The organism is Klebsiella sp. C349492, from assembly GCF_042055345.1.
GTDB lineage: Bacteria > Pseudomonadota > Gammaproteobacteria > Enterobacterales > Enterobacteriaceae > Klebsiella > Klebsiella scottii.
Window position 1 is genome coordinate 243,715 of record NZ_JANQCE010000005.1, and the last position, 13,117, is coordinate 256,831.

Below are 13,117 nucleotides of genomic sequence, written 5' to 3' on the forward strand. Positions count from 1 at the left end.
GGAGCTTTTTTTTGCCCGGCGTTTGCCTCCGGAACGGAAGCTATAGACCGCGCGACGCCAGCGCGTCGTCAAGCTCGCGATAGGCTTCCACCAGCTTATCCAGCGTCGCCCGGTTCAGTCCGCTGGGATTCGGCAGCACCCATAGCTCGGTCGCCCCGATAGTCTCCTGCTGCCTGCCCCACTGCACGCTGCGGGCCTGAAACGCCTTCTCAAAGGCCTGCTTGCCAAGAACCGCCAGCGCCCGCGGCTGATACTGCTCTATTTTCTGCACCAGCTCTCGCCCCCCGTTACGCAGCTCCTGCAGCGCCACTTCGCTGGCCTGCACCGTCGGACGCTCCACCAGCATGGTGATCCCGCAGCGGGTGTCGAGCAGCTGCAGCTCCTCTTCCGGCTTCAGCTGCCGGTCGGTGAAGCCCGCCTGATGAATCACCTTCCAGAAGCGATTCCCCGCATGCGCGAAATGAAAGCCGGTATGGGCGGAGGATTTTCCCGGATTGATCCCGCAGAAGACCACCCGCAGGTTCGGTGCCAGAATATCGTTAATCATCGTGCCCCCTGCTCAATAGCTAAAAGCTGATTATAAAGGATTGAAAATGCGTTGTTTATAAAAACAGCAGCCGCGCGTTTTAGGCTGGATTGCGTCTGCCAGTTACTTTATAATCCCTCGCCACGGCCCCTTAGCTCAGTGGTTAGAGCAGGCGACTCATAATCGCTTGGTCGCTGGTTCAAGTCCAGCAGGGGCCACCAAATTTTAGATTTAAAATCATATAATTAAGCCACTCGAAAGAGTGGCTTTTTTGTTACGCGATGTTATTGCTGGCGTAAAAAAGACCATATCTGGTGGGCGTTTATCATAGGGACAGCGGGCCGCTTACCGAGGGGCGACTATCGTCCCTGGTGTGGCAATCAAGACAGTTGCAGGGCCAGCGCCCGGTACGAAATCGCGCTGATGCATCAATGTGAAACAAGCTCTCCGACGAAGAACCGCATCAACGGGGAGGAGATCAGCAATCCCGGTGATCGGCTTCCCCCAGCTTCCAGTAGGCGATGATATCCGCGTTTTTCCGGCTACGTCCTGATTTGAATAGCGCCTGACGAATTTGAATGACATCGCCATGCTCTCCGGCCCCCCATACCTTTTCAGGGGCAAGGCGCTGGATTGTATTAATCACGTGCGTGCAAAAATCATCAGACCGGGGAGACAATCGGGTTACGCTAAGCGTGCAGCAGACCGGCGGCGGCGGATAATCTTGTTTGTCATCAAGAGCCAAAATAACGTGCGCGGTGACATGCGCTGCCAGCGTCGGAATAATAGCAAATATGGCAGGAATAGCCGTTTCGTCGCCGAACAGCAGCAGGGAGCCGACCCCCTCGACGGCCAGCCCTTCTCTGGGGCCGGCAAGGCGAACAATCTCTCCGGGGCGTGCGCTTTTTATCCAGCTCATGGCGGGGCCGCTGCCATGCCGAACAATATCAAGGCTAAGCGTCTGCGCCTCCTGATTCAGGCTGCTGATCGTGTAGGCCCGGCCAGGGCCCTCAGCCTCGCCGGGCGGGGTAAAAAATAGCTTCACCCAGGCGCCGGGCAGAGCATCAGCAAAATGGGCCACCACCTCACCAGACAGCACCACACGCGTCATTCGTGGGTTGATGTCGGCGATCTGGCGAATGCAGGCCGGGCGTAACAGGCGACTTTCATGCTTATCCACACGTACCGCTCCTCTGACTCAAGGGATAAAAGATGCCTTCTTCCCGGGAGAAACCGCATTGAGCGCACTCAGCATGACGTCCCGGGTTTGATTAAGATGTTCCGTCAGTATGGCAGTCGCCCGATCGGCATCATTGGCAAGGATCGCCTCCAAAAGCTCATTGTGGTCGGCGTTGCGCTCCCCTTCTTCGGCTGTGACGGGTAATAAAACGCGCTGATAGATAGAAAAAGCCTCAGCCAGCTGTTTTATCATCAGAAACAGCCAGTCACTCCCACAATTTTCCATCATGATAAAGTTGAAATCCTCATGGCGAGAGTGCCATCCTGGATTGAGCTTTCCTGGCTCTTCTGTCAGCGTTTGCGGCGTATGCACCAGCCGATGGTTCGCTGCCACCAGCCGTGCCTGCCACTCCACATCTCGCGTTGCAATTGATTTACGCAGGGCGATACTTTCAAAAAGAATTCGCTGCTCGGTGAGGTCCCGAAGGTCATCAGCATCCAGCCCACGAACGCTAAAACCCTGCTGAGGGGCCACTTCTACAAGCAATTCACCCGCCAGACGATTCAGTGCTTCCCTGATAACGTTGAGGCTGACATCAAAGCGATGGGCCAGCTCAGAAATCTTCAGCTTGTTCCCCGGTATCAGTTGTCCGGTCAGAATCAGTTCCCTGATACGAGCATAGATCGTCTGATTCAGCGACCTTCCTTCCTTGAGCGTTTTCATTGCAACCTCTGTTTAATTTTCAATAAGTTAATTTTAAAAGTCCATCATTGTGTTAATAGTAGCACAAAAGATGTTAAGAAGATATTAATACCAAAAACTTATAATTAACAAAAAAATCCATTTTTTACTTTAAAAAAGTTTTTCGCCGGGTATTATCAGCCTTACACCCCATCCGACGCAGGAGTTGATATGTCTCATACACTGAAGAGGTCATTTTTTGAGTTTGAAGGTATGGAGGTAGGTTATTACAGCGGCGGAGAGGGAGAACCGCTCATGATGATTCACGGCTCCGGCCCGGGCGCATCCAGTCTGGGAAACTGGAGCCGGGTACTGGATGACCTGAGCCAGCGTTACCGCATCTATGCGATGGATCTGATTGGCTTTGGCATCAGCAGCCGCAAAACTGCGCCGCCCTATTTCGATTTCGGAATGTGGGTTCGCCAGGCTAAAGCGATGCTCGATTTGATCGACGCACCGCAAATCGGCGTTATTGGTCATTCTCTGTCGGCGGCAATCGCCCTGCAGCTGGCATCAGCCGATCGGCGAATTTCCGCAGTGTTAACCACCGGCGCCATTGGTGCCCCTTTTTCCGTATCCGACGCAACCAGACGTATATGGCGCTGCCCGGAAAATCGAGTCGAATTAGTGGCGGCACTTAGCACATTAATTCATGATACATCCATTATTGACGATGACTATATTGCTGCACGTGAGCCGGTTGTTTTTGCCCAAGGCTATGCCGATTACTTTAACAGCATGTTTTCCGGCGACCCACGGCAATATGTAGAACAAACGACGCTGAGTGAACAAACATTGTCGGCAATTAATTGTCCGGTAATCATGCTGCATGGCCGCGAAGATGTTCCATTCCCGCCGGAAACTTCTGAAGTGCTGGCAAAAAAGATAAAACAGGCCGATCTTTATATTCTTCATGGATGCTCGCATTCGGTAGCGTTTGAACGAAGCCGCTCCTTTTTGTCAGCGGTAAATCAGCTTTTTAGTTAATCCTTTTTCTTTTACCCAAGGTCGCTATCACGGATTATATTATTACGGGTTAATACTACATCTGGAAACATGCCGCCTTTTATTTCGAAAACGCCATTAAATCTGGGGGGATACATCTGTCCCTGTGTTTTGTGAAACGAGGAAACAATAATGAACTGGCTGTCTCAATATAAAAACACACCTGCATCTTTACGTTTAACCTGTTTTATTACATCGATAATATTTTCAGTATTAATGACCTCGCCAGCCAGAGCGGAAGAGGATCGCCTGGTGGGGCTTATCCCCGCAATAACAGCAGCAAAGCCATTTAAACTGGCGGTGACGGTAGTACACCTTAATGATGACTTTTATAAAGGTATCATTTACGGCATTACCGATGAAGCCAAACGGACTGGGGTGAATGTCGTGCAGGTTTCCGTAGCCGGTGCTTACGGCAACGTCCGTGAACAGTTTGCTCAGCTTGAAGCCTTTAAAAGCATTGGCGCCGACGTCGCCGTATTGGCCCCAGCCGCCTATAACGGTTTCGATCCCATAATCAAATCCCTTAAAGACGCGGGCATTAAGGTCGCTTCGGTCGGTATCCCGGTTGACAGCAAGAACATCGATTTTGGTGTGCTTCAGGATGACACCTATATTGGAAAGCTGATGGCCGATGCGGTGTGTAAAGCCGCTGCAAAACCGAAAAAAGTGGCGATGATCCCGGGCCCGGCCGGTGCCGAGTGGGTGCGTCTACGCTACGAGGGCTTTAAAGCTGAAGCGCAGAAATGCACCAGCCCGGTTTCAGTGATTGATTCGGCATTCGGCGGTGGCATTGATTTGCAGGAAGGGCTGGCCAAAGCGTCCGACCTGATGCTGCGTAACCCGGATATTAACTTCATTTATACCCCGCAGATTACCCTTGGCATGGGGGCCGTTCAGGCGATACGCCAGCAGCATCGCGATGCTGCCGTGGTCAGCTCCGCAATGGTGAAACGGGCGGTGCCAATGATTGAGGATGGCAAAATGCTGGCGGTGGTTTCCGAACCGGGAATCATTATGGGTCGCCTGATCGTGCAGTACGCCATTCGCGAAATGGAAAATAAACCCCTGCCAAATCTGGCCCCAGCTGGCGCCGACGGTCTGAGCTACGCCCACTATAACGTGCCGAATAAAGTGTTGGACAAGAGCAACGTAGCGACACATCCCTTTGAAACCTATGAAATTGCACCGGCGGACTGGAAAGTCCCGGCGATGCAGTAACGCGACCAGAGGGAAGTACGGATGCACAATGTAGAGACCACCACGAGTCCGAATTATCCCCTGTTGCGTATCAGCGGATTGTCCAGGCGATTTGGCGCAACCCAGGCGCTGAACAATGTCTCGGTTCAGTTTGCCGCCGGAGAAATCCACTGCTTATTGGGTGAAAACGGCGCCGGAAAATCAACCATCGGAAAAATCATCAGCGGGCTCTATCCCGCTGATGAGGGAAGTATCTGGTATGACGAACAGCGGGTAGCCTTCAACAGCTCCCGGGAAGCACGGCACGCAGGTATTGTCATGGTTTATCAGGAGCTGTCTCTGGCACCGAGTCTATCCGTACGCGCCAACCTGTGGCTGGGAGCGGAGCAAGGAAAAACGCTCCTCTCGCTCACTCGTCGCGCTCAGGAGAAGACCAGGGTAATGGAAGTCCTGACCCAGCTTGGTCTGGACGACATCGATATGGAAAGCGCGGTTGGCCATTTTCCGGTCGCGATTCAGCAACTGATTGAAATCGGCAAATCGCTGATGTCGCAACCTCGGGTCATTATTTTTGATGAGCCGACCGCCATGCTCGGCGCCGTTGAAAAAGAGATGTTCTTCAGCGTCCTGCGACGACTGCGTGAAACCGGCATCGCGTCGATACTGGTCACGCATCATATCGATGATGTACTCGCCGTCAGCGACCGCGTCACCATTATGCGCAACGGCCAGGTGGTGGATGCCTTTCAGGTAAGCCCGGAGGTAACGGCAGATTTCATCGTCTCGCGGCTGACGGGCAAAGCGCCGGGTAGCCACCGCGTGGAGAACAAGAGGGAGCAGAATTTCCCTCCCCTGCTCGACTTTGAAAATCTGCCGGTCAGCGGCGGCGGTAACAGGGTCTTCAGCTTAGGGAAAGGCGAAATACTGGGGATCTACGGCGTCGTCGGTTGCGGTGGCGACGTGCTGGTGCAAAACCTGGTGGGCTTTATCCCCACACCGCATGACGCCTCGTCTCGTTTCCGGCTGGATGGCTATGAATGGCGTCCCAAAAACGTGGTGGATGCGCTGAAAAACGGCGTGGCGTGGCTACCTGCGGGTCGGGCCAGTAATGGCGTTTATCCCACGCTGTCGATTGCTGAAAATCTGATGATGACGCAGTTGAAGGCCTTCAGCATAGCGGGATTCATCCGCTCCCGTCAGGCTGATGCCAGCGCCGATAAGATTCTCAAAGCCTGCGGGGTTAAGTTCGCCGACAAGCACGATTTACTGACCAGCCTGAGCGGCGGCAACCAGCAGAAGGTATTGCTGGCGAGGGCGATGGCAAGCGCAAAGAAAGTGCTGGTGCTGGAGGAACCCACTGCTGGGGTGGATATCGATGCCAAATACGAAATCCATCAACGCATTCGGGCGCTGGCGAACAGCGGTGTCTCGGTGATCCTGCTTTCCAGTGATTTAGCCGAAACAATGTCCCTGTGCGATACGGTCTGGACTCTGTTTCACGGCTGCGTGGTGAACACTTATCGCACGCCGGATGAGCACGACAAGGCATCAATTATTGCCGATGTGGTGGGGCAAGAAGCATCCGATGATGGCCCCAATGAATCAAGCGTTAGCCTGAAGCAGGAGTGGATGTGATGAATACAAGCAGAGATGTCAGCCTGACAGGCCCACAGAAACCGGCGATAAAACGTAAATTCTCGATGTCCGACTGGATGCTGCCGCTGCTGGTGGTCGTTGTTGCGATTGTTACGGGGATTATTCAACCGCGGTTTTTATCGGTGAGTAACGGCATTAACCTGGCCTGCCAGCTCGCGCCGTTGTTAATACTCTCTCTGGGACAGGCTGTGGCGGTGATACGAGGAGGACTCGATCTTTCGCTCTCTTCCGCCATGTCGCTGGCAGGAGTGGCCGGGGTCATGGTGATGAATCACGCCGGCATTCCCGCCGGGCTGCTGGTGATGGTGCTGGTGGGTTCCCTAACCGGCGCGGCGTCAGGCGTGCTGATCTCCTTTTTTAATACTTCGCCTCTGGTGATCACGCTGGGTATGCTCTCAGTCGCTCAGGCGTTTGCGCTGATCCTTTCCGGCGGGGTGCCAATATATGACGTTCCCGCCGCTTATATTGACGCGGTAGGTTACGGCACGCTGCTGGGGATACCGGTGATGGTATGGATTGCCGTTGCGCTGACAGCAGCTATTGGCGTACTCCTGAAATACACCCTGTTTGGCCGCTACGTTTACGCCATGGGTTCTAACGTCTCCGCCGCGTCCAAATCCGGCATTAATGTCCGCCTTAATACGGTGCTGGTTTATATGGTCAGCGGCTTCTGCGCCGGTATCGGCGCCATTATCCTCACCGCCTGGACCAGTTCCGCCCAGCCGATTGCGGCAGCGAATCTGACGCTGCAATCGCTGGCAGCCGTGGTACTTGGCGGCGTAGCGCTCACCGGCGGAGCCGGAAATTTGCGCCAGGTGATTACCGGCGTGGTGGTCCTGACGCTGCTTTCCAACGTCATGAACATGGTCGGCGTATCGGCATATTACCAGACGCTTGCTGTCGGCGTGGTCATTATTCTGGCGGTAGTCCTTGACCGATTTCGCCGTCGCGAATCGTACTGATATTCATCGCCAGTATTTATTAGAAATAGGTTGAGCATTCTTACCGTTATTTATCCTGCTATAAGGAGTGTTGCTATGTCTAAAAACGTTATGTATATCAATCCTGAAAATGCCAGCCCGGCGCAGGGGCTCTACTCTAACCTGACCAAAGTCCGCGCAGGCGATCTCTATTATATCTCAGGACAGCTTGCGGTCGGTTATGACGGCAACGTGGTCGGGAAAGGCGATTTCGATGCGCAGTTTTCACAGGTATTTAAAAATCTCGGAGATGTGCTCAGCGCCGTCAATTGCGATTTTAATGATGTGGTAAAGTTCAATACCTATCTGGTGGCGTCGCAGCACATCGAAAACTTCATGAAAAATCGTGAAGCGCTTTTTCCCAGCCTGTTCGCAACCTCCGACTATGCGCCCAATACCCTGCTGGTGGTCGACCGTCTGGTGAAAGAAGAGTTTCTGATTGAAGTGGAAGCCGTCGCCCGCGCACGCGATTAATTACAGGACTGCAGGAAAGGTTAATTATGAAGCTAGTAACTTATGTCTATTCAGACAGTAAGAGAATTGGCGTTATTAATCACGCTGGAAATATTATCGACGTCAGCGACATTGTAAACTCCAATGATATGAATGTGCTTATCGAGCATTTTTCGGAAATAGAGAACAGCTTAAAATTATGCTGTGAAGGTGCAGGCAAAAACGCGGTGCCCATTGACGCCGTGCGTCTGCTGGCGCCAATCCCGGCCACGCGGCGCAATATTTTCTGTGTGGGCAAAAACTACTATGCGCACGCTGAGGAGTTCGGTAACAGCGGCTATGACTCCAGCGCGGCGGCGGGCAACGTACCGGCGAATCCTATCATCTTCAGCAAACCTACCACTTCCATCTGTGGCCCTGATGACGCCATCGACAGCACGCTGGATCCGTACAACACCATCGATTATGAAGCAGAGCTGGCGGTGGTGCTGGGTAAAAAGGGACGGATTGCACAGGACGAGGACCCCATGTCCTTCGTCTTCGGCTATACCCTGGTGAATGACGTCACTTCTCGCCACTTGCAGAAACTGCACAGCCAGTGGCTGCTGGGAAAAGGAATTGATGGGTTTTGCCCGATGGGGCCGGTTCTGGTCACCGCCGATGAGTTTGGCCTCCCCGGTAGCCAGACGATCTCCTGCCATGTGAATGGTGAACTGCGCCAGCAAGCGTCCGTTTCCGATCTGATTTTTGATATCCCGCGATTAATTAAAACCATCGGTCAGAATATTACCCTGCTGCCCGGGGACGTCATCGCCACCGGGACTCCCGCAGGCGTGGGTCTAGGATTTACGCCGCCCCGTTATCTTGTCCGCGGCGATAGCGTGACGGTTTCCATGAATGAAATTGGGCAGTTAACCAATACCATTATCTGATAAAAAGAAGGAAGTCCTTATGGCTAAGATTGTCAGTGCAATCAGCATGTCCCACGTTCCCGGTGCATTAGGCTGGGCCGATGCGCCTTCCCCTGAACAACGCCAGCGGCTGGCGGAAATTCATGCCAGATTAAAACAGTGTATCGATGAAACTAAGCCCAATCTGATCATTGCCTTTTTAGACGATCACTTTGAGAACAATTTTCGTAATTTAATGCCGACATTAGGCGTACCCGTCAGTGATGCGAATATCGGCCCAGCCGAATATATGATGGAAGCGCTGAAATTTGATAAACAGCACAGTATTGCCAGCAACGCTGAAATTGCACAACTGCTCCTGGAAAAGCTGATCCACGGCGGATTTGAAGCCACCCGGATGGGGCCGATTGAATACGGTAATAACCTGATGATGCCGCTGGTATTTATTAATCCGGAATTCAATATCCCGGTCGTTCCGGTATATATCAACGTCTTCTCTCCACCGCTAATGCCCTATTCACGCGCCTACGATCTCGGTCTGAAAGTGCGTGAAATCATCGACGCTCTGCCGGATGAGTTCCGCGTGCACTTTCTCGCCACCGGGGGACTGTCGCACTGGCCTCCGGTCTGGACGGAAGGCGCGCCGGAAGGCGATGAGCTGCTGCAGCGTATGAAGGTCTACCAGACCATCGGCAAAGAGGCCCTGATAAACGACCCGACGCTCTATACCGATTTCGCTCAGTATGAAATTGAAATGATGAGCAAAATGGAATGGCCGCTGGGTAACAGCCACCCGTTGGTCAACGAAGAGTGGGACCGCGAAATGCTGGAACATTTCGAAGCCGGTGACGTCAGCTACATGCGCGCGCTGACCTACGACGAAGTGGAAGATCGCGGCGGCCACGGTGGCCATGAGGCCCTGAACTGGGTGGCGCTAATGGGAGCAATGAAAGGGGCCCGTCCGGACTATGTTGCCTATGAATCGGTACCGGAGTGGATCACCGGCATGAGCTATCTGACCTATCCAGGCCAGAAATAAGAGGAAGCGTGATGGCAAGAATCGCAATAGTAGGCGCCGGCATGGGTGGTCTGGCCTTTGCTTCGGTCATGAGAAACAGTCAGCACCAGGTGACTATATATGAACAGGCCAGTGAACTGGCCGAGTTGGGTGCGGGTATCTCCTTATGGGCTAACGGCACGCGCTTGTTTGAAGAGATGGGCATCGCCGCGCAGATGGCGGCACGATCCTGTGAAACGGAGATGGCGTTCTTCAGAAATGAGGACGGCAGCGTGGCCGGCTCTCAACCGTTGGCGCGGGAGAACTGGTATCGGAATGAGTATGGCTATCCCTATTACGGGGCATTCCGCACCCATCTTCAGTCGGCGTTGCTCGATGTGATTGGCAAACAGACCATTCGGCTGAACAAACAGCTGGTACGGCTGGAAGAGGCAGACGATGAAATCATATTACATTGGGCGGATGGCTCAAGGGACAGCGCCGATTTAGTGGTGGGCGCAGACGGCATTAAGTCGGTCGTACGGCAGTATGTCAGCCCCGACGCGTCACCGGTGTTTACCGGCAACAGCGCGTTTCGCGGGCTGGCGAAAACAGCCGATCTCGATCTGCTGCCGGAGCCGCGCTCCTTTACCGACTGGATGGGTAACGGCATGCACGTGCTGAATTTTCCTGTTGGCAAAAATTTCGAATACCAGACCATTGTGGTGTTTATGGATGGGCCGGAAAAATGGCAGGACGAATCGTGGCGTGTCCCGGCAGATGCGAAGAGTGTTCGCAGCCATTTTATCGGCTGGCACCCTGCCGTCGGCCAGCTGCTGGAACACGTTAATCTGGCAGAGCGCTGGGGCATGTTTCAGGTTAGCCAGATGTCCTCCTGGTATCGCGGGCGGGCGGTGCTGATTGGCGATGCGGCTCACGGAATGATGCCCCACCACGGACAGGGCGCGATCTCCTCTTTTGAGGATGCGGTAGCCCTGGCGCATATCCTCAATGATAGCGCCACGACATCGATTGCTGGCGGGCTTGAACGCTATGAGCAAGAGCGCAAAGGGCGTGGCGAGAAAATTCAGCAATCCTCCAGGCGGCTTAATGATTGCCTTCACCTTCCGGCCGGACAGGATCGCACCAGGCGTAATGCGGTACTCAATAGCCTGGAACAGCATTTCTCCTGGCTGCACAGCTATAAAATTGGCGTTTAACCGCTGAGCTGGGCAGGCATCGGCCTGCTCAGAATCGCCTTTTTTGGCACGATGGCGGTGCGAAGCGACGCCATTCCCGAGCGTCCTGGCAGGCTGACTTTAAAATAATCCATTGCATATCATTATCTTGACGGAAGCTTATTCGCAAGAGGCACGGTTATTGCCTGATTAAGCCATGGGCCAATAAACATCGCATTCTTTTACAGGTATCAGCATGCTCAACACATCGGTAGTACTGTCGGTAGGAATCGAAGACAAGGTGTCGCCCACCCGCACGTTGATGTTTGCTCTACAGCACCTGCTGGCGTTGACCGGGATATGGGTCTTCCCGGTCATCATTGGCGCCTCGCTGAATCTCAGCAACCAGCAGACCGGCACCATCGTACAGGCCTGCTTTTTTACGACCGGTATCGTCACCATTTTGCAATCGGGCCGTTTTCTGCGCCTTCCGGTCGTGCAGGGCCCGACGGCCGCCTTTATGGTCGCCGTGTTGGGATCGGCGCATAGCGTTGGGCTGGGCACCGCTTTTGGATCGATGTTTGTGGCGGCTTTAATCTTCGCAGTACTCTCCATGCCGCTGAAGCGGCTAGGGATCACCGGCCTGCTGATTCGCTATATATCTCCTCCTATCGTTTTTGGCTCCCTTCTGGTGATTATTGGCGCGCAGCTCGCCAGCATCGGTCCTGCTGGCTGGTTCAGCACCGCCAGCGGCGGAACTCTGGGCACCAGCTTTATCGCCGCTCTGGCGACGGTTCTCGCGATTATTGGCTGCATGGTGTTTGGCCGCCATGATCTGATAAAACGCGGTGCGCTGCTGTGGGGGATCGTCGTTGGCGTGGTGGTGTTTAAGCTGCTGACGACGTGGCATCTACCCGATCTCGCCAACGCGCCGCTTGTCGCGTTACCGCACTTCTTCGCTTTCGGATTCGGCGTGTCGCTGCCGGTGGTTTTGCTAATGATGCTGGCTTTTCTGCAGGCCTCAGCGGAAGCGATGGGCATGTATTCACTGCTGGCCGACTGGGGCGGTCAAACGCTGACGACCCAGCGAATTAATCGCGGGCTGTTTACCGAGTTTATCGGCTGCGCCATTGGCGCGGCGGCAGGCGGTTTGGGTACGACGTCGTACCCGGAAAATGTTGGCATTATCCGCGTCTCGGGCGTTGCCAGCCGTTTTGTCACATTGGCTGCCGGGGTTCTCTCGCTGCTTATCGGGTTACTGCCGCCGGTTGGCTTATTGCTGGCGTCGCTTCCTCAACCCGTACTTTCTGCCGCCTCCTCCATTCTGTTTGGCATCATAACCCTGAGCGGGATCCAGATAATGGCGCGAATTCACTGGGATGAACTGAACCTCGCAGTGGCAGCACCAGCCTTCATTCTCTCCATGGGGAGTATGTATCTACCGCCAGAGGTGCTGAATCTGCTTCCCGACGCCCTGAAGGGCATTGTGGCGCAGCCGATGATTGTTGGCATCATCCTGCTGATTTTCCTCAACCTCATTATCAATGTATTTGTGCGCGGCTTACGCAAGCCCGCGCTTGAAGAGGAGACGCTTTAATGATGGGAAAAGTGACGTGGGCTATTAATCCTGCTCGTACCGCGCTGATTGTGGTGGATATGCAAAAGGTGTTTTGCGTCGAAGGCGAAGGGCTATATGTTCCTGAGACCGCGAATATTATCGAAAACATTCAGGCCCTCAGCAGCCTGATGCGGCAGCGCAAAATGCCGGTGATCTATCTGCGCCATGTGGTACGGGGAGACGGCGAAGACACCGGGCGGATGCTTGATTTCTACCCTAACGTTAATCAACTATTGGGACGCGGTAATCCGGCGGTTGAAATCATTGATGCGCTCGCCCCCAGGCCAGGCGACATTGTGGTTGATAAGCTTTTTTACAGCGGTTTTCACAACACTGACCTGGATGCGATTTTACGAATGAAGGATATCGACACCCTGATTGTCTGCGGCACGGTGACCAACGTCTGCTGTGAAACCACCATTCGCGATGGCGTGCATCGGGAATACAAAATGATAGCCCTGAGCGATGCAAATGCTGCAATGCCCTATCCTGATATGGGGTTTGGTGAAGTGAGCGCAGCAGAGGTTCAGCGTATCTCCCTGAGCGCTATGGCCTATGAATTTGCCGAGGTTACCGACACTCCCGATATCATGGCGCGTATTCAACTAGTTGGCTAAGCCCTTTAGCCTGTAGCCCCCTGCCGGGCAGGGGGTTGCGTAAAGCTTCAGCTAG

Annotated in this window: 13 protein-coding genes and 1 tRNA gene; 11 read left to right on the forward strand and 3 right to left on the reverse strand. The window is 53.9% G+C overall.

What is annotated here, in order from left to right; all coding sequences use genetic code 11:
- Window positions 1–40 precede the first annotated feature (40 nt).
- Window positions 41–547 carry a G/U mismatch-specific DNA glycosylase gene (gene mug / locus NWP14_RS18985; protein ID WP_095099618.1) on the reverse strand — a complete coding sequence of 169 codons (507 nt, stop codon included), beginning with the start codon at window positions 545–547 and terminating at the stop codon, window positions 41–43.
- Window positions 548–671: 124 nt separating this feature from the next.
- On the opposite strand from mug, the gene NWP14_RS18990 reads away from it, so the two are divergent.
- Window positions 672–747: transfer RNA gene (locus tag NWP14_RS18990), tRNA-Ile, on the forward strand.
- Window positions 748–1,004: 257 nt separating this feature from the next.
- Here NWP14_RS18990 and NWP14_RS18995 read toward each other — a convergent pair.
- Entirely contained in the window at window positions 1,005–1,706 is a 702-nt protein-coding gene (locus NWP14_RS18995; RefSeq protein ID WP_375215816.1) for a siderophore-interacting protein, read from the reverse strand.
- Window positions 1,707–1,724: 18 nt separating this feature from the next.
- Window positions 1,725–2,429: a GntR family transcriptional regulator gene (locus tag NWP14_RS19000; RefSeq protein WP_375215817.1), complete on the reverse strand. Its 705-nt coding sequence runs from the start codon at window positions 2,427–2,429 to the stop codon at window positions 1,725–1,727.
- Between the two features lie 189 nt (window positions 2,430–2,618).
- On the opposite strand from NWP14_RS19000, the gene NWP14_RS19005 reads away from it, so the two are divergent.
- The 10 genes from NWP14_RS19005 to NWP14_RS19050 all read left to right on the forward strand — a co-directional run bounded on the left by NWP14_RS19005 (window position 2,619) and on the right by NWP14_RS19050 (window position 13,062).
- A complete protein-coding gene (locus NWP14_RS19005) occupies window positions 2,619–3,434 on the forward strand; it encodes an alpha/beta fold hydrolase (protein ID WP_375215818.1) in 816 nt (271 codons plus the stop codon).
- A gap of 234 nt (window positions 3,435–3,668) precedes the next feature.
- Window positions 3,669–4,673 carry a substrate-binding domain-containing protein gene (locus NWP14_RS19010; protein ID WP_223261776.1) on the forward strand — a complete coding sequence of 335 codons (1,005 nt, stop codon included), beginning with the start codon at window positions 3,669–3,671 and terminating at the stop codon, window positions 4,671–4,673.
- Between the two features lie 21 nt (window positions 4,674–4,694).
- Window positions 4,695–6,287 (forward strand): sugar ABC transporter ATP-binding protein, encoded by a 1,593-nt coding sequence (locus NWP14_RS19015; RefSeq protein ID WP_331834911.1) that lies wholly within the window; start codon window positions 4,695–4,697, stop codon window positions 6,285–6,287.
- Complete coding sequence (locus NWP14_RS19020) at window positions 6,287–7,270, forward strand: ABC transporter permease (protein ID WP_331834912.1); 984 nt, start codon at window positions 6,287–6,289, stop codon at window positions 7,268–7,270. The genes NWP14_RS19015 and NWP14_RS19020 overlap by 1 nt, the downstream gene beginning before the upstream one ends.
- A gap of 75 nt (window positions 7,271–7,345) precedes the next feature.
- The gene (locus NWP14_RS19025) at window positions 7,346–7,762 is read left to right on the forward strand and encodes a RidA family protein (RefSeq protein ID WP_375215819.1); all 417 of its coding nucleotides are present in this window, start codon (window positions 7,346–7,348) and stop codon (window positions 7,760–7,762) included.
- A 26-nt stretch (window positions 7,763–7,788) separates the two neighbouring features.
- Window positions 7,789–8,673, forward strand: coding sequence for a fumarylacetoacetate hydrolase family protein (locus NWP14_RS19030; RefSeq protein WP_331834914.1), 885 nt, complete (start codon window positions 7,789–7,791; stop codon window positions 8,671–8,673).
- Between the two features lie 19 nt (window positions 8,674–8,692).
- Window positions 8,693–9,691 carry an extradiol dioxygenase gene (locus tag NWP14_RS19035; RefSeq protein ID WP_346430635.1) on the forward strand — a complete coding sequence of 333 codons (999 nt, stop codon included), beginning with the start codon at window positions 8,693–8,695 and terminating at the stop codon, window positions 9,689–9,691.
- 11 nt (window positions 9,692–9,702) lie between these two features.
- Window positions 9,703–10,869, forward strand: a complete 1,167-nt coding sequence (locus tag NWP14_RS19040; protein ID WP_375215820.1) for an FAD-dependent oxidoreductase — start codon at window positions 9,703–9,705, stop codon at window positions 10,867–10,869.
- A 214-nt stretch (window positions 10,870–11,083) separates the two neighbouring features.
- Window positions 11,084–12,424, forward strand: coding sequence for a solute carrier family 23 protein (locus NWP14_RS19045; protein ID WP_346430634.1), 1,341 nt, complete (start codon window positions 11,084–11,086; stop codon window positions 12,422–12,424).
- Entirely contained in the window at window positions 12,424–13,062 is a 639-nt protein-coding gene (locus NWP14_RS19050; protein ID WP_375215821.1) for a cysteine hydrolase family protein, read from the forward strand. Before NWP14_RS19045 ends, NWP14_RS19050 begins: the two co-directional genes overlap by 1 nt.
- The last annotated feature ends 55 nt before the right edge of the window (window positions 13,063–13,117 follow it).

Coding starts and splice junctions, on each gene's coding strand:
- NWP14_RS19035 (WP_346430635.1), top strand. CDS start 8,693: ATGGCTAAGATTGTCAGTGCAATCAGCATGTCCCACGTTCCCGGTGCA.
- NWP14_RS19045 (WP_346430634.1), top strand. CDS start 11,084: ATGCTCAACACATCGGTAGTACTGTCGGTAGGAATCGAAGACAAGGTG.
- NWP14_RS19005 (WP_375215818.1), top strand. CDS start 2,619: ATGTCTCATACACTGAAGAGGTCATTTTTTGAGTTTGAAGGTATGGAG.
- NWP14_RS19040 (WP_375215820.1), top strand. CDS start 9,703: ATGGCAAGAATCGCAATAGTAGGCGCCGGCATGGGTGGTCTGGCCTTT.
- NWP14_RS19030 (WP_331834914.1), top strand. CDS start 7,789: ATGAAGCTAGTAACTTATGTCTATTCAGACAGTAAGAGAATTGGCGTT.
- NWP14_RS19025 (WP_375215819.1), top strand. CDS start 7,346: ATGTCTAAAAACGTTATGTATATCAATCCTGAAAATGCCAGCCCGGCG.
- mug (WP_095099618.1), bottom strand. CDS start 547: ATGATTAACGATATTCTGGCACCGAACCTGCGGGTGGTCTTCTGCGGG.
- NWP14_RS19020 (WP_331834912.1), top strand. CDS start 6,287: ATGAATACAAGCAGAGATGTCAGCCTGACAGGCCCACAGAAACCGGCG.
- NWP14_RS19010 (WP_223261776.1), top strand. CDS start 3,669: ATGACCTCGCCAGCCAGAGCGGAAGAGGATCGCCTGGTGGGGCTTATC.
- NWP14_RS19000 (WP_375215817.1), bottom strand. CDS start 2,429: ATGAAAACGCTCAAGGAAGGAAGGTCGCTGAATCAGACGATCTATGCT.
- NWP14_RS19015 (WP_331834911.1), top strand. CDS start 4,695: ATGCACAATGTAGAGACCACCACGAGTCCGAATTATCCCCTGTTGCGT.
- NWP14_RS19050 (WP_375215821.1), top strand. CDS start 12,424: ATGATGGGAAAAGTGACGTGGGCTATTAATCCTGCTCGTACCGCGCTG.